This is a genomic window from Mesorhizobium sp. M4B.F.Ca.ET.143.01.1.1 (assembly GCF_004792275.1).
In the GTDB taxonomy this organism is placed as follows: Bacteria; Pseudomonadota; Alphaproteobacteria; order Rhizobiales; family Rhizobiaceae; genus Mesorhizobium; species Mesorhizobium abyssinicae.
In genome coordinates this window covers 123,695-150,531 of record NZ_SRSR01000001.1, presented here as the reverse complement: position 1 = coordinate 150,531, position 26,837 = coordinate 123,695, and the positions used below count along the sequence as shown (strand labels likewise).

Genomic DNA, 26,837 nt, shown 5'->3' with positions numbered 1-26,837 from the left:
CATCATCGCTACAGCCTTGGGTCGATCGGCTCGCTTTCCAGTGCCAGCACGCCGAACACACCCTCGTGTACCCGCCGCAGCGGTTCCTTTGCCACAAACCGCCTCAGCGCCTCGTGACCGAGAGCGAACTCCCTGAGCGCCAGACTGCGCTTGCCACCCAGCCCACGTTCCCGCAGGCGAGCGAGGTTATCCTGCGCATCGTATTCGGGGCCGTAGATGATGCGCAGATACTCCCGGCCGCGCACCTTCAACGCCGGCTGGATCAGCCCCTTTTTGCCGCGGCTCACGAAGTCGCGCGGCTTGACGACCATGCCTTCCCCGCCCGAACCGGTCAGCGCCTCCCACCAGGCGATCGTTTCCGCGCACGCATTGGCGTCGGCCAGATCGAGCGTACGCCACCGCGTGCCGGTCACCACGCCATCGTCGGCAGTCAGACGGGCCGCAAGCGTCATGTGCCAGACGTGGTCCTTGTCGAACCAGACACGTCCTTCGCTGGCGAGTAGGTGGAACGGCGCGACCTTCAGGTCATCCATGCCAGTGACCGGCCATACGTAGGGTGCCCAGGCGGTGGCGTATTTGGCCGCGCGCGCGGCCCGGTCATCGAACCGGGCACTCAGGGGGGTGGCATCGACGCCGCGCGCCAATGCCCGGGCCAACGCCTCGCGGCTCGCCTGGAAGCCCGCAGTCGAGGAGGTCGCCACCGGCGCATACTGGCTTTCAATCAGGCTGCCGGCTTTGGCCGACCAGGGCATTATCTCGACGTCCAGCAGCAGCCAGTCGCTGCTCAGTTCGTTCCACAGGTCCGCCGCATCGACGCTCGCGCGAAGACGGGCAAGCAGGCCTTCCGTCATCGCGGCATCCTTGAAAAAGGAGCGCCCCGTCCGCGTCCAGATCGCGCCGGTCTCGTTTCCTGAAACACCGAAGCGTTCGCGCGCCGTCCGCGCGTTCCGGCAGAGCGCGATGACGGCCCGCGAACCCATATGCTTTTCCTCGCAAACGACCTCAGCGACGCCACGTTCGCGAAAGTAAGCGAAGGCTTCCTCGGGACGCTCGAGCCAGCCGCTTTGGTTGCTGGTCTCGGACGGCGACATCGTCGGCGGCAGATACACCAGCCACTGCGGCGCCAGCGCGAAGCGGCTCATCACCTCCAGTGCCGCCGACGCGTTCTCCTCGGCCACGACGATCCGGCCCCTTAGTTCGGTCTCGATCCAGCGGCGACCCGAGACGTCCTGATAGTCGAGCACGCCGTCGGCGTCGGCCTGGGCCGATTTGCCGAGATCGGATCCACCCAAAGGACGTATCGGTTCGGACCAGACCTGGATTGCCGGCACCTCGACAAGTTCGCGCTCCGGCCAGCGCAAGGCCGTCAGCTTGCCGCCGAAAACGCAGCCGGTGTCGATGCACAGGGTATTGTTGAGCCATTCCGCCGACAGCATCGGCGTATGCCCGTAGATCACGGCCGTCTTGCCGCGATAGGTCGTGGCCCAGTCGGCACGGACGGGCAAGCCGAATTCGTCGATCTCGCCCGTGGTCTCGCCATAGAGAGCGAATTCTCGCACGGCGCCCGAACCACGTCCGATCATCTCTTCCTTGAGGCCGGCGTGGGCAACCGCCAGGCGTCCACCGTCCAGCCAGACGTGGCTGCGCAGACCGTCGAGGAAAGCCGGCAGAGCCTCTCGCAGGCCGCGATCCTGAGCATCCAACTGGTCGATGGTTTGCTGCAGGCCGTGAGCGACCGTGACCTTGCGGCCTTCCAGCCAGCGGCCGAGCTTGCGTTCGTGATTGCCCTGGACACAGTAAGCAGTGCCGGCGGCCACCATGCCCATGACGATGCGCAGCGCGTCGGGCGAGTTGGGACCGCGATCGACGATATCTCCGACAAAGACGGCCTTGCGTCCCTCCGGCGGGGTGACGACGACCGTTCGGTCGCCGCGATCCTCGGACCAGGCGACGCTGTAGCCGAGTTGGCCAAGCAAGGTCTGAAGTTCGTCGGCGCAGCCGTGGATGTCGCCAATGATGTCGAACGGACCGGAGTCGTCCCGCTTGTCGGTCCACAGCGGTTGGCGCGAAACCTTGGCGGCATCGACGCCGGCCTCGCTGCCAAGCTTCCAGACCTGGCGGAAGCCCTCGCGTTGCAGGCCGCCAAGACCCTTGCGGATCTCGGTCGCCATGCGTTGGGCCACACCGGCGCCGAATTGTCGGTCAGGTCGCGCTGCATTGCGCGCGACGCAGACGTCGACACCTGGATCGATGACGATGGCGACTGGCAGAGCATGCCACTTGCGCGCCAATTCGATCCACGCTTTGCGGTCGGCTGCGCGCACGTTGGTGGCGTCGACAACTGCCAGCTTGCGATGCTTGAGTCGTTTGCCAACAATCTCGCGCATCAACTCGAAGGCGTCCGCCGAAACGTCCTGATTGGTCTCGTCGTCGGACACAAGCGCGCGGCAGCGATCCGAGGAGATGACTTCGGTCGGCAGGAAGTGCCTGGCGGCAAAGGTCGATTTGCCCGATCCGGTCGAGCCGATCAGCACCACCAGCGAGAAATCGGGAAGGGCGAGGTCGGTCTTGTCGGGCTCTCTCACCGCGTGAACACCGCCATTTGCGTGGGCGCGCCCAAGACGGCGTCAACAGCCCCGATACCGCTGAAGGCGGCGGCATAGCCATAGATCTTACCGATTTTGTCAGCCCAGGCTTCGAACTGCGCCCGGCTCCATTCGAAGCGGTGGTCGGGGTGGCGAAAATTGCCCGGAGCCAGCTTCGGAAACAGTGCGTTGTACTCCGCATTCGGAGTGGTGACGATCACGGACTTCGGCGCCGCCTCGCCAAAAACGATGCGTTCAATCAAGGGCAGCCTGTCGTCGTCGAGGTGCTCGATCACCTCAACCAGCACGGCGACGTCGGCTTCGGCCCAGCGGCTGTCCCGGTATGTCAGCGATCCATGCAACAGCGTGACCCGACCTTCGGGCGGTCCACCGAACTCATTCAGCTTGAGACGCTTCGCAGCCCATTCCAATTCGCGCACTGCCGGGTCGAGCCCGAACAGCTTGTGGACCCATCGCTCGCGCACGAGGCGATAGAGCAGCTTGCCTTCGCCGCATCCCAGATCCGCGATGACGGTTCCGCCGGTCGCCCGAATGGCCTCGACCACCGCGTCCATGCGCAGGTCGTTCAGCCGAATAGGCACCTCCAGCGCTTCCTCGGGCGCGTCCCTGACTTCGGGGGACAGTGACTGGCCGGCCGTCTCGGGAGCGAGCCGCTCAAGGGCGATGCGGGCCAACGCACCGCGATTGCGCAGATAGCGGCGCACGATCAGGTCTTTGGCGGGATGGTTTTCCAGCCAGCCTTCACCCTTTGACAGCAGCTTGTCGATCTCGGCCTCACCGACCCAGTAGTGCTTTGCGTCGTCCAACACAGGGATCAGGACATAGAGGTGGTTCAGCAAACCGCTTAGCCGGCCTGTCCCGGTCAGCTTCAGATGACCGTATCGCCACTTGCCTGCCCCATCCCCGACATTCTCGACTGGCGTCAGATCGGCGGTCCAGCCCAAGGGTTCGAACAGGTCTCGAACCAGAGCCTCGCCACCATGCATCGGCAGCGGTGTCACCACGGCCTCCAGCGGCAACGCGCTTTCGGCCAGTTCCTGGCGCTCCTTTGAAATGCCGGTCATCGCGGTCCGCAGCATTTTGTTGAGCGCCACCGACAGGAAGGACGATGCCGCATATGGCCTGTCGTTTACATACTGGTCCAGCAGGCCTTCCGCCTGGCCCTTGCCCCGTACGAGCCCGATCGGGTCGACATCGAGGAGAAGTGCGGCCTCGCAACGCTCCTCGGTTGCCTCGGGATAGAACAACCACGCCTTTCCGAAGGCGAGCTCGGTCTCGTGCAGACGATCGGGATGCTTGTGCAGCAAGAAACCGAGATCTGTGGCCGGACGATGTGTTGTAGCAACGGACAGGAACATCAGCGATCGATAGCGCAGACCGGCAGAATAACCAATGGCGTTGCACGGCTATCTACTGAGCCTGGACTGGGGCGCTATGCGCTGGCCGAGTGAGCAGGCACCACAAACAAAAAGGCAGGCGCTGCCCTGGCGCCTGCCTTTTTGCTTCGGTCGGGATGGCGTCGTGCGTTACGCCGCTGCCGCAACCTGCTTGCCGGCGGTTCCGGCCACCACCGCGTTGACCTTGGCAGTCGCCTTGGCGATCGCGGCATCAACGGCGTCCGGGCCCATGCCGACGCCTTCGATGCGGATGACGTCGACATCGGTCATGCCGAGGAAGCCGAGCACGCCACGCAGATAGGGGATGGCGTGATCCATCTGCACGGCCGCGCCCTCGGAATAGATGCCGCCGGAAGCGAGCACGATATAGACCTTCTTGCCGTTGACGAGACCCTTCGGCCCGCCTTCGCCGTAGGAGAAGGTCTTGCCCGAACGGGCGACGTGATCGACCCACGACTTCAGGGTCGAGGAGATGCCGAAGTTGATGAAGCCGGTGGCGAGGATGATGGTGTCGGCGGCGAAGAGCTCGTCGAGCACCGCGTCGGAGACGCCGACGACTTCGGCCTGGCGCTGGCTGCGCGCCTCGGCGGGCGTGTAGATGCCGGTCGAATAGTCGGGATCGATATGCGGCAGCGGATTGGCGACGAGATCGCGCACGACAAGCGTGTTCGACGGATCGGCGGCAAGCAGCTTATTGGCAAGCTCGGTGGCGATGCGGGTCGAGTGCGAGGCGGCGCCGCGCGGGCTTGAGGTGACAAGAAGAATGGACATTGTGGGGCTCTCCAGTGGGATTGAACTGTCCCGCTGAATATGGGTCGCTCGACTCATTCGAAAAACTGGTATATTTTCTATACGATCCATCCAAAAAATAGATATAACGATGCAGCCCAATCCGACGCTCGACCAGTTGCAGATCCTGGTGGCGGTTGCCGATACCGGCAGTTTCTCGGCCGCCGGCCGCAAGCTGAACCGGGCGCAATCCGTCATCAGCTATGGTATCGCCAACCTGGAGGCGCAGCTTGGGCTGAAACTGTTCGAGCGCGAGGGGACGCGCGAACCGCAACTGACCGATGTCGGACGGGCGATGCTCGAAGATGCGCGGCGCATGATCGGCGTGCTGCAGCGGATGCGCTCGCGGGTTGACGGCCATCACCAGGGACTGGAGGCCGAAGTCGCGCTGTCGGTCGATGCGGCGCTGCCGTCGCCGGTGCTGGTGCGGGTGCTGAAGGCGTTCGAGGCGCAGTTTCCGACCGTGATGCTGCGCCTGCATATCGGCACGCTTGGCGTCATTCCCGATCATGTGCTCAGCGGGCAGGCCGACCTCGGTATCGGCGGCATGCTGGGCGAGGTCGACGTCCACCTCGTGCGCATCGGCTTCATGTCCATCGTGCTGGCCGCCGCGCCCAGCCATCCCCTGGCGCTGCTGCCGAAGCCGGTGACGCTCGAGGATGCGCGCGAACATACGCAACTCGTCGTCACCGACCAGTCCGAACGCACCAAGGGACGCGACTTCGGCGTCTTCGCCTACCGCACCTGGCGGCTGACCGATATGCGCACCAAGCATATGCTGATGCGGGAGGGGCTTGGCTGGGGAGGCCTGCCGCGCTGGCTGATCGCCGACGATCTGGCAAGCGGCAGGCTGGTGGAGCTCGACCTCGAGGTCTTCAGGGAGGCGCGTTCGCCGCTTTTTGCCATGCATCGCAATGACAGCAGCCCGAAGCCGGCTGCGGCCTGGCTGATCGACCGGTTCAAACGAGGGCTCGGCTGCTTCAACGAGATGGAGCCGGGCGTGTGGACCGAGGAGGAGCCGGAGACAGACCGTCGATCAGCGCCATGAGCACGGCGCGGTAGTCGCCGCTCGATGCTCCCGCTTCGACGGCAAGCGCGGCGCGGTCGAAGGCAGCGGCGAGCAATGCGGTCAGCGGCTCGATCGGCAGTCTTGCCATGGACTGCTCGCGCATCGAAGCGACGAGGCCTTCGCGCAGCGAGCGGTTGCCATGGCGGTTGTCGATCTCATCCATGGCGGAGCGGCCGAGCACGGCGGGCCCGTCGAGAAGCAGCAGGCGGGTGCGGCCCGGCGCCCGCATCGCCGCGAGATAGGCGTCCGAGCCGGCGATCAGCGCGTCGCGGGCAGGGAGCGATGCGGGCGAGGCGCGCTCGATCTCTTCGGCCACCGCGCCAGCCTCCTGCTCGACCACGGCGGCAAACAGCGCCTGCTTGTCGGCGAAATGGTGATAGAGCGCGCCGCGGGTGACGCCGGCGGCGGCGACGATCTCCGGCGTGCCGGTCTCGGCATAGGATTTTTCGGTGAACAGTTTTCGCGCGGCGTCGATCAGGTCGGCGCGCGTCGCCTCGGTGCGGTCGCGGTTGGAGCGGCGCGCGGATTCTCGTTGCATACATGCAGCCTGTATGTTAATTGCATTTACATGCAGACTGTATGTTGTTTGACGGGAGAAGGAAAGATGAAGACGACGAGCTACTATCCGGTGCTGATGACAGGCGACGTCGCCGGTACGAAAGAATTTTATGTCGAGCATTTCGCCTTCAAGCCGCTGTTCGAGAGCGACTGGTATGTGCATCTGCAGTCGGCCGAGGACCGCCGGGTCAATCTCGGCATCGTCCAGGGCGACCACGAAACGATCCCGGAGGAAGGGCGGGGCCGCACGTCGGGCCTGCTGATCAATTTCGAGGTCCGCGACCCCGACGCGATCTATCAGCGGGTGCTGGCCGCCGGCCTGCCGATCCTCAGAACTCTCTGCGACGAACCTTTCGGCCAGCGCCATTTCATCACCAGGGATCCGAACGGCGTGCTGATCGACGTGATCAAGCCGATCCCGCCGAGCCCCGAATTTCAGGCGCAGTTCGTGCAGGGAGCGGCGGCGGGCTGAGCGGCGACCGTTGGCGGCAATTGTCGGCATGGCGATGCCGACGGGCGGCCGCCTGGCGGGCTCGCGTGCCTCGCGAAGCAAAGCGCATGCTGTCGTTAAAGTCGCCCGTGATTTTCAAGTCACGGATGATCCAGGCGGCGGTTTCACTTTCCTGACGGCAATAATCCTTGCGAAAAACCTTGTTTGCCTATTGTATTGTTCAGCAATAGCGGTGTCGGGGGATAGCTATGGCCAGTCGAGGAGAGGAATCAAATTCTGGCTCGTATACCGACAAATTCGAGAGGGTTCTGCGGGCGGAGTATGACGCCATCCTCGATCGCCGCCGCGCGCTCGGCGTCGATGCATCAAAAGATACTGGCGGCAAGCCCGATTCCGTTGCCAAGGGTGATCCGGCCTGGCTGTTTGGCGTGGCGCTTTCGGGTGGCGGGATAAGATCGGCTTCGCTCTGCCTCGGCGCGCTTCAGGCACTCGACCAGTACAAGCTCATACCTCGGATCGACTATCTGTCGACGGTATCGGGCGGCGGCTACATCGGATCGGCGATGATCGCCGACATGACGCGCCAGGAACTCGCGCCGGCGAAGAATGGCAAGCGCAAGCGGCCCGATTTTCCCTTCGCCTCGGGCGACGACGTGCGCGACAACGCGCTGGTCGGCCACATCCGCGACAACAGCCGTTTCCTGGCGCCGCGCGGCTTCCAGGATATCACGCTGTCGATCGGCATTCTGATGCGCGGCTGGATGGTCAATGTCCTGCTGTTGCTGACGCTGATCCTGCCGCTGGCGACATTCGTCATCCTGACCAACCCGACCACCGATCATCTCGGGCACAGCATCGTGCTCGACGTCGCCAACTGGCTCTTCGGCGACGATTGGGGCAAGGCGGGATGGGCCGCCAGCCTGCGATCGCTGGTGGCCAACCCGTTCGTGCTCTCGCGGTCGATGATGGTGGTTCTCGCCGTCTGGCTGGTCGTCTGGGGCTTGCGACGGTCCTATACCGACAGCTATGCCTTTGCGCGCAAAGGCGAGCGCCTGGAACAGGACAGCAATTGGGCCAAGGGCGGTCGCACCCTGCTGCTGGTCACTGCCGGCCTGCTCCTGATTGAAATTCAGCCGAAGATCATCCTATGGCTGATCGAGGTGACCTCTCCGAAGGCTGGTCATCGGCAGACGACAATGGAGACGCTCAAGGCGCTGATCACGGCGGCCGGGGCCATCGTCACAGCCACCGCCGCCTTCAGGGGCATTCTGATTTCCTGGCTGCAGAAGGCCCTGAATTCGCCGGGGATCGGACACCAGCTGCGCGGCTATCTGGCGCGCGCGGCATTTCTCGCACTCGGTCTTGCCCTGCCCCTGCTGATCTACGGCTTCTTTCTGTTGATCACGATCTGGGGCATCAAGATCTTTTCGCCGATCACGATCTGGGGCTTCGACGTGTCGTGGCTGTTTGGCAGCGACAGTGGCTATGCCTACGGTCCAGCCTGGCTGACGGCCGACAATCGCGTCCTGTTCACGATCCTTGTCATATCGATGGCGCTGTTTCTGGCGGCGCGAACCTTTGTGGTTCGCTATCTCGCCGACGATCTGGCCCCCGGTCGGCTCAGTGGCTTCTTTGGCGCGATGAGGCATGACTATAGCGGATCGGTGGTCATCAAGGTGCTGCTGCTCATTGCATGCTCAGCCATTTTCGCCGTGGCCGCCAGAATGGCGAAAGGGGTCTGGCAGCACGACGAATCCACCGTGCTGCTCAACTATCTGGCCATCAGCGCCATCGTCACAATGGTGGCCTTCAACTTCACCGAGAACGCCAATGGGTTGCACCGCCTTTACCGCGACCGGCTTCGGCAGGCATTTCGCCTCGGCGGCAGCGAAGACCAGGCCGACATCGCGCTGGATGCCCTCGGCGCGATGGCGCCCTATCTGTTGATAAACGGCACGTTGAATGTGCGCCGCGCCAGGGATGCCGGGCAAACAGCCGGTCCTCCGAAGAGGTCCGTTCTCGTCCGCGCGATCCGCTGGGTGGGCGCCAAGGTTGCCGCAGCCATAAGGTTGAGGGCCTGGTGGGGCGGGCCGGATATCATTCTGCCGGGCCACCATCGGCCAATCGCGCCCCCACCTGCCGTGCAAGTCCACAGACTTCCCGAGGCCGACCCGAGCAAGAGAGGGCGCAACGCCGAATTCTTCCTGTTTTCAAAACATTTCGTCGGCAGCACCTCGACCGGATATGCGTCCTCGACAGCAATGGCCAAGGCAGAGGGGCAGTTGGACCTCGCGGCAGCAGCGGCGATCTCGGGGGCCGCCATCTCCTCCAGCATGGGTCGCACCAGCCTCGGCCTGCTTGGGCCGACGCTTGCCCTGCTCAACCTGCGACTGGGGTTCTGGCTTCCCAACCCGAGCGGGATTGCGCTTGGAAAGCGGCCCCCGCGGCGCAGTTGGGAAGATATCCTGCGGCTGTATCTGCTCGCGGAGGCGACGGGGCAGCTGAGGTCCGACAGTTCGCGGGTCTACATCACCGATGGCGGCCACATCGACAATATCGGCCTCTACCAACTGCTCAAGCGCAGGTGCAAGCTGATCATCGTGGTCGACGCCGAGGCCGATGCCGGCATGAATTTCGGCGCCTTCACCGACGTCCAACGCTTCGCGCGGATCGATCTCGGCGTGCGCATCTCGCTCGACTGGCGACCGGTCAGGGACGCGGCGCTGGCGCGCGACGCCAACCGCACCAAGATCGTCCCGCCGGAATCGGATTTGCATCTGCGGCATTTCGCGGTCGGCAAGATCCTCTACGAGAATGATCCGGTCGAAGGCATCCTTGTCTACGTCAAGGCGTCGGTTACCGGCGATGAGCCCGACTATGTCCTCGATTACGAGCGTCGCTACCCGCTTTTCCCGCATGAATCGACCAGCGATCAGTTCTTCTCGGAAGAGCAGATGGAGGCCTATCGCGCACTTGGCTTCCACGCCATGCGGGTGGCGCTGCGCGAACGGCCGCATACGGCTGAGATCAAGGCCGAGGACAGCGCGCAGGCAAGTCTGGTTGCCTTGCTGAAGATGCGTCTGGGCAATCAGGGGCAAGAGATCAGATAGCGCATCGGGGACGCCCCGACGATTACCGGGGCGTTGGGAGCAGGTCGCTCAGTTCGGCCTTGCCACCGGCGTCACCGCGACCTGGCTGACGCCGGTCCGCCGCACCACGGTGCAAAGCGTCTCGCGGCCGATGCGCTCGGCGTCGAGCATGCGCACGAGGTCGTCGACGCCGGTGACCGGACGGCCATCTATCGCGGCGATGATGTCGCCTTCCTTCAGCCCGGCCCTTGCCGCCGGGCTGTTCTTTTCGACGCTGCGCAGGCGCACGGCGGTGCTGCTCGAGACCTGCGACAGAAGGGCGGCGCGGCGCGGCAAATTGGTGGTGTCGGCGGAGACGCCGATGAAGGCGCGGCGCACGCGGCCGAAGCGGATGATCTCCGAAATGACGAAATTGGCGGTGTTGGAGGCGACGGCGAAGGCAATGCCTTGCGCGCCATGGATCATGGCGGTGTTGACACCGATCACCTCGCCCGCCGACGACACCAGCGGCCCGCCGGAATTGCCGGGGTTGAGCGCCGCGTCGGTCTGGATGACGTCGTCGATCAGCCGTCCGGTCGAGGCGCGCATCGAGCGGCCGAGCGCGGAGACGACGCCGGCGGTGACGGTCCATTCGAAACCGAGCGGATTGCCGATGGCGATCGCGATCTGGCCGCGCCTCAGCCGCTTGGAATCGCCGAGCGGCGCGACATCGGTGAAGCTGCCGTCGGCGCGCACCAGGGCGATGTCGGTGTCGGGATCGCGGCCGAGCACGCGGCCTTCGCGCGACGCGCCGTCCGGCATCGAGACGCGCACGGCGCGCGCGTCGCCGACGACATGGAAGTTGGTGACGACCAGGCCATCCGGCGTGATGACGAAACCGGAGCCATGGCCGCCGGCGCCGCCGACACGCTCGATGCGGCAGACGGCGGGACCGATGCGGTCGACCGCGTCGGCGACGGTCGCCGAATAGGCGTCGAGCAAGGCTTCGTCGGATTGGAGTTTGGCGGCGGCGAGGGCCATGGGAAGGGCTCCGTGGTATCAGGCGCAAGGATGATTATATGTGCGGAGCGGCCCGTTCGGCCGCGACCTGACCAGATGGCCAGTCGCGCGGCCGACTGGCCATGAGGCGAGTACCGGCCGGCGTCCTGTCGAGCGATATCTGGGTAATCGCAAACCCAGGAGAACAATGATGAGCGACTTCAATTTGAGCGCATTTTCCGACGCAATCGCCGATCTCGCGGCAGCGGCCGCGCCGGCGACGGCGAGCCTTGCAACCCATCATCATCGGACAGCGAGCGCCTTCCACTGGCGCGACGGCTATTTCGTCACCGCCGAGGAAGTCGTGGAGGCGGGCGAGGAGATCGAACTGACGCTGGCTTCGGGCGAGACGGTCAAGGCCGAGCTTGTCGGCCGCGATCCCTCGACCGGCGTTGCCCTGCTGAAGCCCGCCGGCGCGGCAGGCACGGCCTCACTCGCCAAGGCGGATGCGGTGCGGCCTGGTAATGTCGCCGTCGCCATCGGCAACAGCGACGGCGCAGCACTTGCCGTGTTCGGTTCGGTCGGCGAGGTCGGTCCGGCCTGGCGCTCGATGCGCGGCGGGACGATCGACCGGCGCATCAATCTCGCCGTCAACGCCGGCTCACGCTTCGAGGGTGGACCCGTGCTCGATGCCAGGGGCGGGCTGATCGGCATGCTCCTGTTCGGGCCGCGCCGGCGGGCACTGGTCATGCCTTACGAGACGATCGAGCGGGCGGTGGCGACGCTGCGCGAGAAGGGGCACGTCGCACGCGGTTATCTCGGCGCCGGCCTGCATCCGGTCCACAACAGCGACACCCACGGCGCGATGGTGATGAGCCTCGACGACAACGGTCCGGCCAAGGCCGCCGGCCTGCATCTCGGCGACATAATCGTGGCATGGAACGGCGAAGCGGTGCAGGGTCCGCGTGACCTGATCCGCAAGCTCGGACCGGACAGCGCCGGGGCGTCGGTGACGCTCGGCGTCGTGCGCGGCGGCGAGGCGCGCGATGTTGCCGTGACCATCGGCGAGAAGCCGCTGAGCTGAGGGCATGATGGCGGTCGCGGCGATAGCAAACCACAGGAAGGCGGATCAGGCCGCCGCGGAGCGGCGGCTGACCGTGCTGATCGCGCTCGGCAACGCCGCGCGGGCCGAGCAACTGTCCGAGGCGCTCGCCGCAACCGGCGATCTGCTGCCGGTCATGGCCGGGAACCGATCAGGACAGGCCGTGGATGTCGCCATCATCGACGAGGATGGCCTGGAGGGCAGGGCGATCGATGCTGCGCTGCCCAGGGTGCTGCTGTCGCGGCGTCCCGGCCATGAACAGCCCGCCGACAGCGTGCTTGCCGTGCTGCCCGCTTCGTCCGACGAATTGCTGATCGCCGCTGCCGCGCGGCTTGCAGCCGCCGGCTACCGCATTTCGGGCTCTGACCGGCCGCTGACCGGTCGGCACGACGACCTCTCCTTCCATGACGGCAACCCGTTCGAAGAGGAGCCGGGAGACACGAACGCTGCCCGGCCAACGCTTTCGCCGCGCGAGGCGGAAGTGCTGGCGCTGCTTGCCGAAGGCGCGCCCAACAAGGTGATCGCCCGGCGCCTCGGCATTTCCGTGCACACGGCGAAGTTCCATGTCGCGGCGATCCTGATCAAGCTCGGCGCCGCCAATCGCACCGATGCGATCGCCATTGCCATGCGGCAGGGACTGGTTCTGGTCTGAGGGCCTATTGATATTCCGGTGAGGCCGGCCTGCGAATGGTGGCGTCCTGCGCTTCCGGTGCTCACGCCTGGCCTCGTTTCTGGACCCGACGCAGCGTAACCCGCTCGCGGCGGGTCGGGCCTTGCGCTCTGGTCGCCTGCCGCGCAAAGGTTCGCGCCTGCGATGTAGTCAAGGAAGCGGAGGAAAGATGTCGCTCAAGGGAAAGACGCTGTTCATCTCCGGCGGGTCGCGTGGCATCGGGCTGGCGATCGCGCTGCGCGCGGCGCGCGACGGCGCCAATGTGACGATCGCCGCCAAGACCGCCGAGCCGCATCCGAAGCTGCCGGGCACGATCTACACCGCTGCCGAGGAGATCGAGCAGGCCGGCGGCAAGGCGCTGCCGGTGCTCTGCGACATACGCGAGGAGGCGCAGGTCGCCGAGGCAGTCGTGAGAACCGTCGAGCGGTTCGGCTGCATCGACATCTGCGTCAACAACGCCAGCGCCGTCCAGCTCACCGGCACGCTGGAGACCGACATGAAGCGCTACGATCTGATGCACCAGATCAACACGCGCGGCACTTTCCTGGTTTCCAAAATGTGCATTCCGCACCTGAAGTTGGCAAAGAACCCTCACATCCTGAATCTGGCGCCGCCGCTCGACATGAAGGCCAAATGGTTCAAGAACCATGTCGCCTACACAATGGCCAAGTTCGGCATGTCGATGTGCACGCTGGGCATGAGCGCGGAGTTCGCCAGGGACGGCATCGCCGTCAACTCGCTGTGGCCGATCTCGACCATCGACACAGCCGCGGTACGCAACCTGCTCGGCGGCGCGGCAGTGGCGGCGATGAGCCGTTCGCCCGACATCATGGCCGACGCCGCGCATGCGATCTTCCTGCGCCCGTCGCGCGAGGCGACCGGCAATTTCTACATCGACGAGGAGGTGCTGCGCGCCGAGGGCGTCAGCGATTTTTCCGTCTACGCGCCCGGCGCGACAGGGCCTCTCGCCGGCGACTTCTTCGTGCCGGACGAGGTGTTTGCCCGCACGGAAAGCAAGATCAAAACCATCTACTGAGGGGCAGCGGGCGAGGCCTCAGTCCTCAACCTTCTTGCCTTTGGCCAAACCCATCAGCCGGTCGATATAGGCCAGCATCAGCGCCGAGAGGACGAAGGCGAGGTGGATGATGGTCAGCCACATCAGCTGGTCTGTCGTGTAGGAGACGGAATTCAGGAAGACCTGCAGCAGGTGGATCGACGAGATGGCGACGATGGTCGAGGCCACCTTGACCTTGAGCGAGCCGACATCGATCGTTCCCAGCCAGTGCACCTTGCCGTCATTCTCGTCGAAGCGGCTGACGAAATTCTCGTAGCCGGAGATGATCACCATCACCACCAGCGAGGCGACCAGGGCGGCGTCAATCAGGCCGAGCATCTTCAGGATCGTATCGGTGTCGCCGAGCGTCAGGGCGTTGAAAGCGAACTCGTAGAGCTTCTTGCCGAACGACACCGCGTAGATGGCGAGCGCAAGGCCGAGCCCGATATAGAAAACGACCAGCAGCCAGCGTGTGGCGAGAATGATCGATTCGATGGCGAGTTCGAGGCGTTTCATGCGCTGTTCCGCTCCTGCTTTCAGTGGCGTTTTTCAGGCAACCCGCAGTTGTTTGCAAGGCCAAAACAAAACCCCGCCGGAGGGGCCGGCGGGGCTCATGTGTCCCGCTGGAGTCGGGACAGGGCAGGGAACGCCCTGTCGAGAATCTGGGTACAGCAATCCGAAAATTCAATGAAGCCGGTCGAATCGGGGCTCAATTCTCCTTGAGCGTCAAACCCGTGGCGCGTTGCCCATCCCGGCCAAACCGGGATGGGCTTTCTGTTGTCACCCTGGTTCCAGAAGCCGTCTTATGCTTCTGGAACAGCTCGTTAATTCTCGCTGCTGGCCACCGGCGCCACCAGCGAGGTGATGCGGCGGATGGCGACGCGGCGGTTCTCACGGTTCGGCCCTGAGGTGTCGACCTTGAGATACTCCTCGCCATAGCCCTGCGTGGTCAGGTTCTCGGGCGGGATGCCGAAGGCGTTGGTGAGCGCCTCGGCGACCGCTTCGGCGCGCCGATCCGACAAAGCGAGGTTCGCTTCCGGCGTGCCGACGGCGTCGGTGTGGCCTTCGATCAGGAAGGTCTCGGCCGGGTTCTTCTTCAGCAGCTTCTCCATGGCGTTGGCGACGCCGTCGAGCTTCTGCACCTCCTCATCGGAGATCGAGGCCGAACCGAACTCGAAGTTCAGCGTGTCAAGGTCGACGCGACGGGCGATGTCGCGCACACGGGCCGAGCGCTTGACCTCCTCGATCGAGTAGAGGCGCTGGACCTTCTCCACCGGCGGCTGCTCAAGGAAGGTGTAGTAGTCGTCTTCATCCTCGACATCCTCCGAATCCAGGATGTAATCCCGGCGCGGGATGTTGAGCCGCATCGGCGGCAGGTCGTCGCCGGGATCGCGCCAGTCGCCATCGTCCTCATAGTTCCGTTCGTCGACATAGCTCAGGATATATTCGCGCCCTTCCGGCGTGATGCGCGAGCGCTGGATGACGTCGCCGTAACGGTTGCGGATGGTGACGATCTGAATGCCGTTGTCGCGTTCGACGATTTCGCGCCTGCGACCACCCGAGAGGTCCTCGTAGTAGACATTCCTGGCGCCGCGGTGCATGCGTGGGGCGTCGTTGCTTTCGACGATCGTCTGGTTGTTGAACTGCAGGATGACACGATCGCCGAGTTCCCTGAGGACGTTGACGCCTTGCGGGCGCTGGCGGTCGCGGACGTTCTCATCGGGCGCTACCTCGACGCGTTTGCCCTTTTCCTCCGTCACCGGAACGATCTTCTCGGGCTTGATCTCCTGCTGGGCCGACTTGTCGTCGGTGGGCGGCGGTCCCTGGTCGACCGGAGCCGGCTTCGGGGCCTGCGCCTGCTCGCCATTCTGCTGGGCGGGCTGGTTGCTCAGCTCACCATTCGCATTCTCGCCTCCCTGTTGGCCGTTTTGGTTCTTGCCCTTGCGCTTGCGCAGGACATCCTTCTGGCTGTCGAGGATGGGGGCCGCGTTCTTGTCAGCCTGGGCTTCGCCCTCGGCCGCCGGATTTTCGCCCTGTGCCGGCTGTTCGCCAGTCACGGTCTGCCCGCCATTGGCGGGTTGTTCGGCCGTCGATGGCTGCTGTTCTCCAGTGGCCGGCTGCTCGCCCGTCACCGGCTGTTCGCCAATGGTCTTCTTGCCGCGCTTTTTCTTGTCCAGAGGCTGATCGCCCTGGGCGGGAGCCGCCTGCTGCTCTGTGGGCTGAGGAAGCGGTTCGGCCTGCGGGACAGGTTCGCCGGCGGGTGCCGCCTGTTTGGCCGGCGCCTGCTCGGCGGGCGCAGCCTCTATCTGCTGATCCTGCTTGCGCTTCTTCTTGCGCAGGTTGTCCTGGCGGTTGTTGTCGTTTGCCGGGGCGACCTGTTCGGCCGGCTGCTCGGCGGGTGCTGCCTCGATCTGCTGCTGGTCGCGCTTCTTCCTGCGCGGCTTGATCGGCTGCTCGTCATTTGCCGGAGCTGCCTGCTCGGCGGGCTGTTCGGCAGGCGCGGCCTCGATCTGCTGTTGCAGTTCGCGCTTCTTCTTGCGCGGCATGACCGGCTGCTCGTCGTTTGCCGGAGCTGCCTGCTCGGCCGGCTGCTCGGCCGGTGCCGCTTCGATCTGCTGTTGCTGGTTGCGCTTCTTCCTGCGCGGCTGCTGCTCTTCGACGGCCGGTGCTGCCTGTTCGGCCGGCGCCTGTTCCGTTTGCTGCTGTTGCTGTTCGGCCTTGCGCTTGCGCGGCTTCTGTTCCTGCTCGGGAGCGGCCTGCTCGGCCGGCGCGGATTCGGTTTGCTGCTGCTGCTCGCGCTTCTTTTTCTTGGGCTGTTCCGGTTCAGCCTGCTGGTTCTGCGCGCAGGCCTCGGCCGATTCGCCCTCGGCGCAGCTCGCTTGCGCCAGAATCAATGGCGCTGCGGCATGCTGCGCGGGGCCGAAAACGGCACCACCCTGCAGCGGGTACGCGCCCAACGGCGCGGATGCCATCAACAGGCCGATCGCCGTGCCTGCCAGAATCCGTGGTTGGCGTTTCATCTCAAATTCTCCTTTTGGGGTCCCATCCCTGCCCAAACTTGCATCATCCGGATTTGGTTCCGGCGCATGGGCATTAGCGGCAACGAAGGACGATTGACCGGCGTTTTGAAGGCAACTTCGTGTTTTTCATATGATGCATGTCTCATTTATGCCACTGCCGCGCTTGACCTCGGCGCCGGCCGGGGCCACATCCGCGCAATGGGTGCGCCATTCTGGAAAACCAAGACGCTCGAGGCGATGACGCCGGCCGAGTGGGAATCGCTTTGCGACGGCTGCGGCAAATGCTGTCTGTCGAAGCTGGAGGACGAGGATACCGGCGAAATCTACTGGACGAGCGTCGGTTGCCGGCTGTTCGACGCCGAAAGCTGCCGCTGCGCCGACTATGCCAACAGGCTGGCGCGGGTTCCGGACTGTGTCGGGCTGACGCCGCAGAATGTGCGCACCATCCGCTGGCTGCCCAGGACCTGCGCTTATAGGTTGATCGCGGAGGGGCATGACCTCTACTGGTGGCACAGGCTGGTTTCGGGAAGCGCCGAAACCGTGCACGAGGCCGGCATCTCGATCCGCGGACGGGTCAAGGCCAGCGAGACCGACCTTGCCGAGCCAGACGACTATTTCGACTATATGCTCGACGACGAACCCTGACGGGTTCGCTGACGAACCCGGATGGTTCGCATCTTGATGACGAATCTGGATGGTTCGCATCTTGACCGGCCTTGAACCGATTTTCGCCGCAAACCGGTAGGAAATACCACGCGCCGGAGCGGCCTCGGCCGGAACCGGCGGGGCCGTGGGGCGTTTGGGGTCCGGCCGCCCGCAACCGATGACTTGCCAGATGAACCGAAGATGAATGGACGGTTCGCAGACAGTTCAGACAGGCAGGCGCATTCTCGCACCATCGGTTCACCAGACGGGCGAGAGCCCTCAACAAGGAGAGAAGACAATGCTCAACACCATCAAGACGGCAGCCCTTTCGGCGCTTGTCGGCCTCGGCGCGCTTACCGCCATCCCCGCCGCCCATGCTGACAGCCTCTACCTCGGCTTCGGCAACAACCAGGATCCGCGCTTCGGCGTCTATAGCGGTGACGACGACGATGGCTATCGCCGTGATCGCGAGTGGCGCCGCCGCGGCTGTTCGCCGGACCGCGCGCTGGACAAGGCCGAGCGCATGGGCCTGCACCGCGTCCGCATCGTCGACATCGACCGCCGCACGGTCAAGGTCGCGGGCCGCCAGTACGGCGATCGCGTGGTGGTGGTGTTCGCCAATGTGCGCGGCTGCCCGATCATCTATCGCTGAGGAACACAAGCCGGCCCCGGCTTGAACGCCTAGCAGAGCCCCTTTCCGCCAGGGCGGAAGGGTGCGGCTCAAGAAGAACCCCGGAGGACTGGTCCTCCGGGGTTTTTCATGCGCAGCAGGCGCCGGTCGCAACCGGCCGGATCCTGCGTCCGGCCCCGCCAGCGCAGGCCGGCCGGACCACGCTCACTTCAGTTCGAAGGTGACGGTGACCTGCACGGCGTAAGAATTCTCGCCCGCCTGCACCGGGACCGACGCGCCCGCGGCATCGAAGGCCTTGGCGTTGATCGGCATCGGCGGCGGCGCGATGTTCTGGTCGGTGATCTCCAGGACCCGCCCCAGGTTGACCCTGGCGGCGTCGGCAAGCGTCTTGGCTTTGGCCATGGCATCGGCGACCGCCTTCTTGCGAGCCTCGGTGACGGCGGCGGACGGGTCTTCGTTGGAGAAGGTGATGCCACCGCCCTGGTTGACACCGAGCGACACCGCCTTGTCGAGGATTTCGCCGGTCTTGTCGATGTCACGAATGCGCACCGAAAGCGTGTTGGTCACCTGGTAGGCGACCAGTTCTGCCTCCTGGCTGCCGTCCGGCTTGTTGGTGTAGTTGTAGCGCGGATTGATCTGGATGCCCGCCGTCTGCAGGTCGCGGTCCTTGATGCCGGACGACTTCATCGCCGCGATTACCGCCGCCATGGCGTCGTTGTTGGCGTCGAGCGCGGCACGCGCGGTCTTGGCCTCCCGCATGACGCTGAGCGTCAACAGCGCGAGATCGGGGGCGACGGTCGCCTGGCCTTCGCCCGACACGACGATGCGGGGCGTGGCTTGCGAATCGGCGGCGCCAGCCACCGCCGGGAAGGCGATGGCGGCAGCAAGCGCCAGCGGCATGAGGGGCAAAAGATGTCTGGTCATGAAAATCTCCTCGGTCTGCGAACCAGTCGCATCTGGCAACTAGAGCGCGAATATGGGCTGATTTGGGCGATCGCTGCCAGCCCGCCCGGAAAGCCTTGTGCCGATGAGGGAAAAACACTAAGCCAGCCGCGTGGGGCCTGTAGCTCAATGGTTAGAGCCGGCGGCTCATAACCGCTTGGTTGGGGGTTCGAGTCCCTCCGGGCCCACCATTATCGTTATTTATCAATGCTTTAGAGGGTGGTTCGCCACGAGGTTCGCCAATAGGTTCGCCAAGCATCGGCTTGCGCGTCACGAGGCGTACGACTCGATCCATCCCCTGGACGGCCAGCCGTACCTGCGATGCCTCGCGCGAATAGAGCTCCGCATGATCGATATCGTCGTGCCCTAGTACCTCCATGAGCTGTCTGGTTGAGGCCTCGGCCTCCGCCAGATAAACACCGAGCGACTTCCTCAGACCATGAAGAGTCAGACCCTTCGGAAGACCGGCGAGCTTGCACCAATGCGCCATCATCCCAGTCAGTGACTTGGCTGAGAATGGCTCACCATAGCCGTTGACCAGAACGGTCTCGCCGCGCCTGTCGGCCGCATCCAGGATCTCAGTCAGCATTGGTGTGATCGGCACGAAAAGCCGCTTGCCGCCAGTTCGTCCCTTGTTCTTGCCCTGAACAATATCGAACCCAACGAAATGACGCTCGACGCCATCGATGAAGACACGTCGGGTCACCCTCTGGTCCCAGCGAAGGCCCGCGACGTCGCCGCGGCGGTTGCCTAGCCAAAGCGCCAAACCGTAGCAAGTGCGTGCCGCTGTGCCGAGCTGCCAACGGTTTTCGAATTGCGCCATCGCTTCGCGCGACCAGGCTTTCCAGCCGCTATAGGCGGGCCGCCATTCGACCGCCGCTGTCGGATCGATTTCGATCCAGTCTTGCCGCAGCGCGACATAGACCAGCTTACGTATGCCCACCAGCAGGTGCTTGGCCTTATGGGGGGTGGCGATGAAGCGGCCAAGAAGCTCTTCAATATGGATACGTCTAAGGTTCTTAACCGCTACATCCCGCCAGATGAGCGGGTGATCAGGGACCACTCGCAGTTCTAGAAATTCTTCGATCAGCCGCGAGTTCTTGCGCTTGCTGGCTTCATCAAGCGCCAACCACTTGACCGAGATCTTCAACCGTTGAAAGGCCGCTCCAAACGTGCCGGGCAGAGCGGCTCCAGGCATACGGACGACGGGAGCCTTGGGGACTTTCCGGCCCTCGACCGCTGCTTGGTAGGCCTCCTTGAAACCCGCTTGATTGGGGGCCGGCAGACTAAGCACACGCTCCTTCGTCCGATAGCGCCAGCGAACTTTGCCATGGCGGTCGGTGTAGGAGGAGAGGCCGGGATGTTTGTCGGTCATGGCAGATGAATCTATTCCCTGCGATGATTCCCTTGCAACAGGAAGTCGACGATATTCTCTTCCTCGTCTCCAGGTAGTTCGGTAAAGGCGGCTTCGAGTTTTAAGCGATCCCAGATCACGCGGCTGTCAACCTTCTTCGGCTTTGGCATGCGGCGGTCAGCGACCATTTGGTCGAATTTAGTTGCGCCCACGCCAATGTACCGGGCGGCCTCTTCGCGTGAGAGGCCGAGAGGAGGATAGGAGAGGGGGTCGCTTTTCATGTCGGCACTCACGTGCAGTGCCCACGGCTTTGCACGCAGGCTTCTATGCAGCGACCAGGATCTACATCTTGTCGGATACTTCCAAAAGAGAGATGATCTAAGTCTGCGGTGAATGGCGGTCGGAGCGTATAAATGGGATGGTTGCCATTGCAAAGTGACGTCAGGGTTAGCTCCGACGACCGTTACATCGCGAGACTAGCAAATGGGCTACCCTGCCTTGCGAGCGAGAGGCGATTTCATAAATCATCCGCAGCGCAGGCTTGATCGACGATCCTTTTTGGATGGGCACCATCTCCTTGTTGTGCGAAAGCGTGACTTAGCCCGCCTTTAAAGGCAAGTGCTTGTTTTTATTGCATGCCGCCGCACTCAAAGGTCAAGCCAATAGGGGCGAGCAGGCCTCGTGACCCTCATGGCAGACCCAAGCTTACATTTCGCCAAAGAGGACCATTGCTCCTGCCTTTAACCGCTCGCAGCTTCAAAGCCGGTCCCCGCAACCACTTTCATCATAAATCAATAACCGTCCCGGTCTAACCGGGGCGGTTTTTGCGTTTTAAGGGCACGCAATCGCCGCGGCGCGGAAGAGGGCGCATCACCGCTCCGAGAAAGTCGCGCGAAACGGGAACAAGAGCAGCGCGCCTAGGCGTGATGTAACGCGCCTTTATTGTATAGCCGCTCCGGGACTGGTCGTCACCAAGCTGCGCACAAGGCTCCAGGCAGAGCCTTGGTTTTCGCCGCCGAAGGACGGCGCATAGCGCTGCGCCCGGCGCAGCCGAATCGTCCCAGTGCCACTACCAGCGGCCTCTCCAGTGGCGATAGCAGTCGACCAACTGCCGGCGAATTTCCGCCGCAACACTCGAGATGCGGGCAAGCAAGCCCGGGCGCTGGAGGATATGTTTGGCGGCATCGCGGCGATCGCGCGCCTGCACGGCCGCGATGACTTCAGGCGCCATGCCCGGCGCCCATGAAACTCGGTTGCCGCTGATCCAGTAATGCGATTGGCAGGGAAAACTCCAGTTGCCAACGGACGGGATCAGGGAGACCTTCCCGTCCTTTTCAACAAGGCGCCACTTCGCCGGGTTCAGCGGCGTCACGACCTCACGCCCGCACCCGCAGCAGCACAGGTGCGAGGCGGTTGAATAGCGGCGGGAAATATAGATGACGCCCACCTCCAGCTCATCGGGAATGAAATCGACGAAGGAGGGCGCCAGGAGATTTGTTCCGCTCATGCCGCACTCTCGTGCACGAACTCGCCGGAGCCGATGGAGTAGCCGGTGTAAAAATGCGGCCGGGACTGCCGGTAGATGCCGAAGTGCTGTTTCCAGGCCATCACGGCGATGACCGCATTCAGCGAATTCAGCTCTGCGATCTGGATGTTTGTGGCGTACTCGTTGGCACCGCCGTCATCGTCCGCATAGGAGATATGAGGCGCGGCCGCTTCCCTTGTATCGGGTGTGCTCGTCGTTAGCCGGACGATCCCGCCCAGCTGGCCTTCGTGAAGAACGACCCCCATGCCGACTTCGGCGAACGGCGTGCCGTTCGCGATAAGCCGGTCGATCACGACCCGCTTCACCGGCCCCCTGTCGATACAGACGAACACGAAGTCGAGGCCGTCAAGGAGCGCGACGTTCGTTTCATCGAGGTAAACGTCATGCGCGACGATACCCTTGTGCATGTTCGAATACAGGGTCGCGAAATACGCCACCTTCTGGGGCTTGATTTCGAGGTCTTCGAGCGATGGGGCGCCTGGCGCGCGGAAAGCGTTGTGCTGGGAGAACACATCGCCGTCAAAGATATGGATTTGCGCCGCGGCCGTCTTCGTCACCAGGTCGAACACATAAGCGCCGGTGCCGCCCATGCCGAGGATACCGATTTTCTGGCCGGCCACCTTGCCGTTTACTGCCCCAATGCCGGCGCGGCTGGTGGCGGTGTCGACATACTTGAACACGCAGGATTCGTCGTCCGCCGCGATCGCCTGATAGGTGCGGGCCGTCGCGACAGGATCGACCTTGGTCGCTTCGCCGGCGATGCGGCCGATATAAGTCGTCATCTTGTGATGGTAGTCGCGGTAGTGCGCCTTGGCGGAAAACGTATGATCCGCCTTGACCCCGTCCCCGAAATCCTGGGGCGCTGAGGAGTTCTGGATCGCCGTGATCTTGCTGCCGTCACTGTGGCAGGGGTGCTCCCCGGTCCAGTAGGCGACATGATCGGTGGGCTTCACGGTCTTGTCGCCGGACAGCTCGAGTTTCGAGATCAGGATGCCGAGACGGACGGTTCCCGACGTATCGACATACGGAACGTTCCTGACGAGCAGGTAGCCGCCCCGTATGTCAAGGTCGTAACCCTCGTTCTGCATCCGGAGAAGGTCTGGACTAAGAGCGATTGGTCGACGTGACATCGAATTCCATCCCTTCCTTGATTTTCACCGACTGGCCCTCGACCAGCGTGCCCGACGGCTTGTGGCCGTGACCGCGGGTGTACTGGACGGTGTACTGGATGCCGTCGCCGGTCGGGGGATTATCGAAAGCCAGGGCAACGACCTCTTCAAAGGTCAGCTCTTCTTTCTTCGGGAGCGTCTTTTTGCGGCCGTTGACGATGATGGTCACCGTCTTCGGACGCTCTTCGGGGTTGAGGTCATTCATCGGTACATATCTTTCTGGCGCGTCGCGCCGTTTGAGGAGGATTGCGATTTCGCAATCAATTCGATATTATAATCTCGTGGGGGAAATTGCAAGTTCGCAATTGATTTAATTTTCGCAATTGGAGATACGATGACCGACCACTTCGACAGCGAAGCCTTCTACGCGGCGCTCAATGCCGCGCGTCTTGGTCGCCAGATGACGTGGAAGGAGGTCGCCGAGGAGGCAGGGGTCAACGCATCGACCCTGTCCAGGATCGGACAGGGTGCCAAGCCTGACGTCAACGGATTAGCGGCCCTGCTGACATGGTCGAATCTTAAGGCCGAGATGTTTATCCCGCGCGCAGGTCAGCAAGAAGCTGAACCGATCGCGCGTATCACCGCCTTGCTGCGCGCCGATCCGAAGCTGTCCGGCGATAAGGCGAAGCTCATGGAGGATATCGTCATCAGTACCTACAAGAAGCTGCGGGATGACTGACATTGAAGTTCAGGCACGGATTTAAGGCAGAGGCCAAACGTATCGCCGCCCGGGTCCGGGAAAAGGTCGGCCTGACGCCGATCTGTCCTATCGACCCCGTGCAAGTCTGCGCCCGCTTTGACATCCGTCTGCTCAAGCTGAGCGAGGTCGAGCCGGACTCCCCTTTTCTGCATGGCGAAAACCGGAAGTTCTTCTCGGCGGTGACCGTGCCGCGTGGCGGCCAGACAGCCATTCTGCACAACGACAAGCACCATGAGCACCGGCAGCGCAGCAACGTCTGCCATGAACTCGCGCACTGCTTTCTCGGCCACGGCTTCACACCGCCGCTGACGATCGACGGCGAACGGACGCACGACCGCGGTATCGAGGCCGAAGCAGACTTCCTGGCCGGCGTGTTGCTGCTGACGGACGAGGGCGCGATGCATGTGCTGCGCCGGAGGCTTACGGATGAAGCGCAACATCTCTACGGCGTGAGCGAGCAGATGCTGCAGCTTCGGCTGAACATGAGCGGCGCCTACATCCGCATGCGCCGCGCCGCCGTTTATTCGTAGCAGGTTCAGGTTCTGATCGGTATTTCCACGACGGGCCGCAGCGGCTCCAACTGGGTTGCGTACTTGCGTACAACCTGGTCGCAGAAATCCGCAATGCCTTTTGCCCGCACCGTCGCGGCCAGAGCATAGGGCAGCTTTTCAGCGGGCGTAAAGTTCCGGCCTTCGAGCCGAGAATTGTAGTGGATGTCAAAGCACGGATTGCGCAGGCTCGACCCCCGGAAGATGCGGCTGGCGTGCAGGCAGTTTTCCCATTTCCAAGCATCGCGCCGCAACTCCTCTTCCTCGCCGCCCGAACGGATGCTGGAGAAGAAGCTTTTTGAATCGGGGTGAAGCTGGTCGTCCGTCTTGAATTTGCCGTCATGCGGCCGGAACGTCACCTCCAGCCCGGCTCTCGTGTAGTTGCCAGGGTGGTGCGGATCGGTCAGACACTTGTAGGCGAGCGTCGCAATGATCTCGGCGTTGCCGACAATGCCGCCGTCCGGCAGCGGGATCGGGGCTCGAATGTATTTGGTCGGCGAAATGTCGCCCTGGTAGATCACGCGGATCGTGTCGTCGAGACAAGGTCAAGATCTGGGGCCACGCGATCGCCACAGGCTTCTGCCGCCGCAAGGCCTGTGTCGCAAGCCGGCGGTGATCATGCACGCCATGTGGAGCGACGGAACGTTCTATGTCGGCGGGTCCGCGGCGAACCGAAGCGATGCCGCCCCGCGCGCTCACATCAAGGATCGCAGGCTGCTGGGAACGCATCGATGAGCAGAAGATCGACAGTACAAACGCACGGTGCCGGCACTCTGACCGGCGCCATCTGACACTAGAGATCCGTCGGCGGATGAGGACCGATGCAGACCAGGAACGACGGAAGATGAACATCGCCGTACTCGGAATCGATCTCGGAAAAACGCTCTGCAGCCTGGTCGGTCTCGACCGCCAAGGAGCGGTTGTGCTGCGTCGTCGGATGCGCCGGCCATCCCTTGCTGCATTCGTCGAAAAGCAACCGCGCTGCATCATTGGCATGGAGGCGTGCTGCGGCGCTCATCACCTCGCTCGTCAGTTTACCTCGCTCGGATACGATGTCCGGCTGATGCCGCCAGAGTATGTGAAACCGTACGTGAAGTCGCACAAGAACGACGATCGCGATGCCGAGGCAATCGCCGAGGCGGCGACACGACCGACCATGCGCTTCGTACCGGTCAAGTCGGAAGAGCAACTCGATGTCCAGACTTTGCACCGTGCGCGCGAGCGACTGGTCGGCACGCGGACGGCCCTGATCAATCAACTGCGCGGTGTGCTGTTCGATCGCGGCATCGTCATCGCCAAGGTCGACCAAAGCTGAACCTGTGGCTGCGCGAGAACCCGCCGAACAACACGACCTTGACCGCCAGGATGCAGCAACTCGTTCACGACATGGTCGATGAACTGCACGCGCTCGATCATCGGATCAAGCAGCTCGACCACGAGTTTGAAGCGCTCGCCGAAAGCGATGAACGAGCCCGTCTCCTGCGCAGCGTGCCAGGCATTGGCGCTCTCAACGCAACGGCGCTGGCCGCAGCGGTCGGCGACGTGTCGGCGTTTGCCAAGGGGCGTGATTTCGCTGCCTGGCTGGGGCTTGTTCCACGTCAGATCACGACCGACGGCAAGCCGCGGCTGACGGGGATAAGCAAGCGCGGGAGCACCTACATGCGCGTGCTGTTGATCCATGGCGCGCGAGCGGCACTGCCATATCTGGCGCGAATGGACACCCAGCTCGGCGCCTGGCTGCAAGCGCTACTGCAGCGCGCCAAGCGCAACGTGGTGGTCGTTGCGCTCGCCAACAAGCTGGCCCGGATCGCCTGGGCAGTGATGTCAAACCAGCGCCCCTACGAAGCCGTGATGGCGTCCAACGGTAACGAGTTTGGTCGAGCGGGCGCGTCCCGGCAACTGCTCGGCCGTATGAAGTCTGCGGGAGGATGTACATAGAGATGGCCCAACGGTTGATCGGCGTTCGGCAAACCCGTCGGCAGGCAGCGGCCCTTTCGAGGTCGTGTATCTTGTTAGGAGCCGGGCGCGCGAATCTCCATCTTGGCAGGACTCCTGAAGCGTCGAGGCCGGATACATTGGTGCAGACCGGTTGTCCCACTCAAAACATTCCGCTTGCAGACGGTGCGGGCCATACATTGCCTGCGGCCGCGCCGATCGACAGACGGCCGGACCGCGCTCGATTGCCTGTGACGATGCACCGTCAGTCCGATGGAAAAGTGCGCCACGACGGTTCGAGCGCTGCTTTCGTGCAGCCGATTAACCCCGTCGCAGAGCGCGGAAGATTGCACGGCGCATCGGAACTCGACGCCAGAACGCGGCATCGTAGCACAGAGAATAAATTCGTATATTATCGCACAGAAGGAGAGGAACGACGATGTCTAGAAGACCACCGGAAGCACAACCGATTAAGATGGCTAGATAAAAGCCCGCACATTGTGTGCTGGCCGGTCGGTTGGTTTTTGGGGATTTTCAGGTGCCCTGCGCACATTGCGGTCATTCGGCGCAATGTGCGCCGAACG

Annotated in this window: 23 protein-coding genes, 1 tRNA gene and 2 pseudogenes; 12 read left to right on the top strand and 14 right to left on the bottom strand. The window is 63.5% G+C overall.

Going from position 1 to position 26,837, the window contains the following annotated elements; genetic code table 11:
- Positions 1-8 precede the first annotated feature (8 nt).
- From EN786_RS00675 to EN786_RS00665, 3 genes are all read right to left on the bottom strand, one after another.
- The gene (locus EN786_RS00675; RefSeq protein ID WP_127308811.1) at positions 9-2,585 is read right to left on the bottom strand and encodes a polynucleotide kinase-phosphatase; all 2,577 of its coding nucleotides are present in this window, start codon (positions 2,583-2,585) and stop codon (positions 9-11) included.
- On the bottom strand, positions 2,582-3,964 hold the full coding sequence (locus tag EN786_RS00670) for a 3' terminal RNA ribose 2'-O-methyltransferase Hen1 (RefSeq protein ID WP_127308812.1): 1,383 nt from the start codon (positions 3,962-3,964) through the stop codon (positions 2,582-2,584). The genes EN786_RS00675 and EN786_RS00670 overlap by 4 nt, the downstream gene beginning before the upstream one ends.
- 168 nt (positions 3,965-4,132) lie before the next feature.
- Entirely contained in the window at positions 4,133-4,774 is a 642-nt protein-coding gene (locus EN786_RS00665; protein ID WP_127284274.1) for an FMN-dependent NADH-azoreductase, read from the bottom strand.
- Positions 4,775-4,883: 109 nt separating this feature from the next.
- On the opposite strand from EN786_RS00665, the gene EN786_RS00660 reads away from it, so the two are divergent.
- Entirely contained in the window at positions 4,884-5,840 is a 957-nt protein-coding gene (locus EN786_RS00660) for a LysR family transcriptional regulator (RefSeq protein ID WP_126058799.1), read from the top strand.
- On the opposite strand, the gene EN786_RS00655 is transcribed toward EN786_RS00660, so the two are convergent.
- Complete coding sequence (locus EN786_RS00655; protein WP_127308813.1) at positions 5,773-6,399, bottom strand: TetR/AcrR family transcriptional regulator; 627 nt, start codon at positions 6,397-6,399, stop codon at positions 5,773-5,775. The genes EN786_RS00660 and EN786_RS00655 overlap by 68 nt on opposite strands.
- Before the next feature lie 66 nt (positions 6,400-6,465).
- On the opposite strand from EN786_RS00655, the gene EN786_RS00650 reads away from it, so the two are divergent.
- Positions 6,466-6,891, top strand: coding sequence for a VOC family protein (locus EN786_RS00650; RefSeq protein WP_127308814.1), 426 nt, complete (start codon positions 6,466-6,468; stop codon positions 6,889-6,891).
- Between the two features lie 227 nt (positions 6,892-7,118).
- Positions 7,119-9,980, top strand: coding sequence for a patatin-like phospholipase family protein (locus EN786_RS00645; protein WP_135907907.1), 2,862 nt, complete (start codon positions 7,119-7,121; stop codon positions 9,978-9,980).
- 48 nt (positions 9,981-10,028) lie between these two features.
- On the opposite strand, the gene EN786_RS00640 is transcribed toward EN786_RS00645, so the two are convergent.
- The gene (locus EN786_RS00640) at positions 10,029-10,979 is read right to left on the bottom strand and encodes a trypsin-like peptidase domain-containing protein (protein WP_127308816.1); all 951 of its coding nucleotides are present in this window, start codon (positions 10,977-10,979) and stop codon (positions 10,029-10,031) included.
- Positions 10,980-11,148: 169 nt separating this feature from the next.
- On the opposite strand from EN786_RS00640, the gene EN786_RS00635 reads away from it, so the two are divergent.
- The 3 genes from EN786_RS00635 (at position 11,149) to EN786_RS00625 (ending at position 13,745) form a co-directional block, all read left to right on the top strand.
- Complete coding sequence (locus tag EN786_RS00635; protein ID WP_127283577.1) at positions 11,149-12,021, top strand: S1C family serine protease; 873 nt, start codon at positions 11,149-11,151, stop codon at positions 12,019-12,021.
- A gap of 7 nt (positions 12,022-12,028) precedes the next feature.
- Complete coding sequence (locus tag EN786_RS00630; protein WP_127308849.1) at positions 12,029-12,691, top strand: helix-turn-helix transcriptional regulator; 663 nt, start codon at positions 12,029-12,031, stop codon at positions 12,689-12,691.
- Between the two features lie 187 nt (positions 12,692-12,878).
- On the top strand, positions 12,879-13,745 hold the full coding sequence (locus EN786_RS00625; protein ID WP_127308817.1) for an NAD(P)-dependent oxidoreductase: 867 nt from the start codon (positions 12,879-12,881) through the stop codon (positions 13,743-13,745).
- An 18-nt stretch (positions 13,746-13,763) separates the two neighbouring features.
- On the opposite strand, the gene EN786_RS00620 is transcribed toward EN786_RS00625, so the two are convergent.
- Positions 13,764-14,279, bottom strand: a complete 516-nt coding sequence (locus tag EN786_RS00620) for a TIGR00645 family protein (protein ID WP_127283575.1) — start codon at positions 14,277-14,279, stop codon at positions 13,764-13,766.
- A gap of 308 nt (positions 14,280-14,587) precedes the next feature.
- Positions 14,588-15,523, bottom strand: a complete 936-nt coding sequence (locus EN786_RS38470) for an OmpA family protein (RefSeq protein ID WP_245478090.1) — start codon at positions 15,521-15,523, stop codon at positions 14,588-14,590.
- Between the two features lie 1,458 nt (positions 15,524-16,981).
- Between EN786_RS38470 and EN786_RS00610 the strand changes: the two genes are divergently transcribed.
- A complete protein-coding gene (locus EN786_RS00610; RefSeq protein WP_127308819.1) occupies positions 16,982-17,428 on the top strand; it encodes a YcgN family cysteine cluster protein in 447 nt (148 codons plus the stop codon).
- A 298-nt stretch (positions 17,429-17,726) separates the two neighbouring features.
- A complete protein-coding gene (locus tag EN786_RS00605) occupies positions 17,727-18,080 on the top strand; it encodes a hypothetical protein (RefSeq protein WP_127283572.1) in 354 nt (117 codons plus the stop codon).
- A gap of 183 nt (positions 18,081-18,263) precedes the next feature.
- Here the strand turns inward: EN786_RS00605 and EN786_RS00600 are convergent, their stop codons facing one another.
- Positions 18,264-18,983, bottom strand: a complete 720-nt coding sequence (locus tag EN786_RS00600; RefSeq protein ID WP_127308820.1) for an SIMPL domain-containing protein — start codon at positions 18,981-18,983, stop codon at positions 18,264-18,266.
- Between the two features lie 133 nt (positions 18,984-19,116).
- On the opposite strand from EN786_RS00600, the gene EN786_RS00595 reads away from it, so the two are divergent.
- A tRNA-Ile gene (locus EN786_RS00595) sits at positions 19,117-19,192 on the top strand.
- A gap of 143 nt (positions 19,193-19,335) precedes the next feature.
- Here EN786_RS00595 and EN786_RS38465 read toward each other — a convergent pair.
- The 5 genes and pseudogenes from EN786_RS38465 to EN786_RS00570 all read right to left on the bottom strand — a co-directional run.
- Positions 19,336-19,824: pseudogene (locus EN786_RS38465) on the bottom strand (tyrosine-type recombinase/integrase); the annotation flags it as partial.
- A 563-nt stretch (positions 19,825-20,387) separates the two neighbouring features.
- Entirely contained in the window at positions 20,388-20,636 is a 249-nt protein-coding gene (locus tag EN786_RS00585) for a hypothetical protein (RefSeq protein ID WP_135907905.1), read from the bottom strand.
- A 788-nt stretch (positions 20,637-21,424) separates the two neighbouring features.
- Positions 21,425-21,862, bottom strand: coding sequence for a DUF6527 family protein (locus tag EN786_RS00580; protein ID WP_187331429.1), 438 nt, complete (start codon positions 21,860-21,862; stop codon positions 21,425-21,427).
- Entirely contained in the window at positions 21,859-23,031 is a 1,173-nt protein-coding gene (locus tag EN786_RS00575) for a ThiF family adenylyltransferase (protein WP_127308821.1), read from the bottom strand. Before EN786_RS00575 ends, EN786_RS00580 begins: the two co-directional genes overlap by 4 nt.
- Complete coding sequence (locus EN786_RS00570; protein ID WP_127308822.1) at positions 23,006-23,275, bottom strand: multiubiquitin domain-containing protein; 270 nt, start codon at positions 23,273-23,275, stop codon at positions 23,006-23,008. Before EN786_RS00570 ends, EN786_RS00575 begins: the two co-directional genes overlap by 26 nt.
- Positions 23,276-23,404: 129 nt before the next feature.
- Here EN786_RS00570 and EN786_RS00565 point away from each other — a divergent pair, with 129 nt between their 5' ends.
- Together EN786_RS00565 and EN786_RS00560 are read left to right on the top strand one after the other, a co-directional pair.
- The gene (locus EN786_RS00565; RefSeq protein ID WP_127308823.1) at positions 23,405-23,749 is read left to right on the top strand and encodes a helix-turn-helix domain-containing protein; all 345 of its coding nucleotides are present in this window, start codon (positions 23,405-23,407) and stop codon (positions 23,747-23,749) included.
- Positions 23,750-23,751: 2 nt separating this feature from the next.
- Entirely contained in the window at positions 23,752-24,300 is a 549-nt protein-coding gene (locus EN786_RS00560) for an ImmA/IrrE family metallo-endopeptidase (RefSeq protein ID WP_187331428.1), read from the top strand.
- 5 nt (positions 24,301-24,305) lie between these two features.
- Here the strand turns inward: EN786_RS00560 and EN786_RS00555 are convergent, their stop codons facing one another.
- Positions 24,306-24,839 (bottom strand): hypothetical protein, encoded by a 534-nt coding sequence (locus EN786_RS00555; protein ID WP_127308825.1) that lies wholly within the window; start codon positions 24,837-24,839, stop codon positions 24,306-24,308.
- 323 nt (positions 24,840-25,162) lie between these two features.
- Here EN786_RS00555 and EN786_RS00545 point away from each other — a divergent pair.
- Positions 25,163-26,166: pseudogene (locus EN786_RS00545) on the top strand (IS110 family transposase); the annotation flags it as partial.
- Between the last annotated feature and the right edge of the window lie 671 nt (positions 26,167-26,837).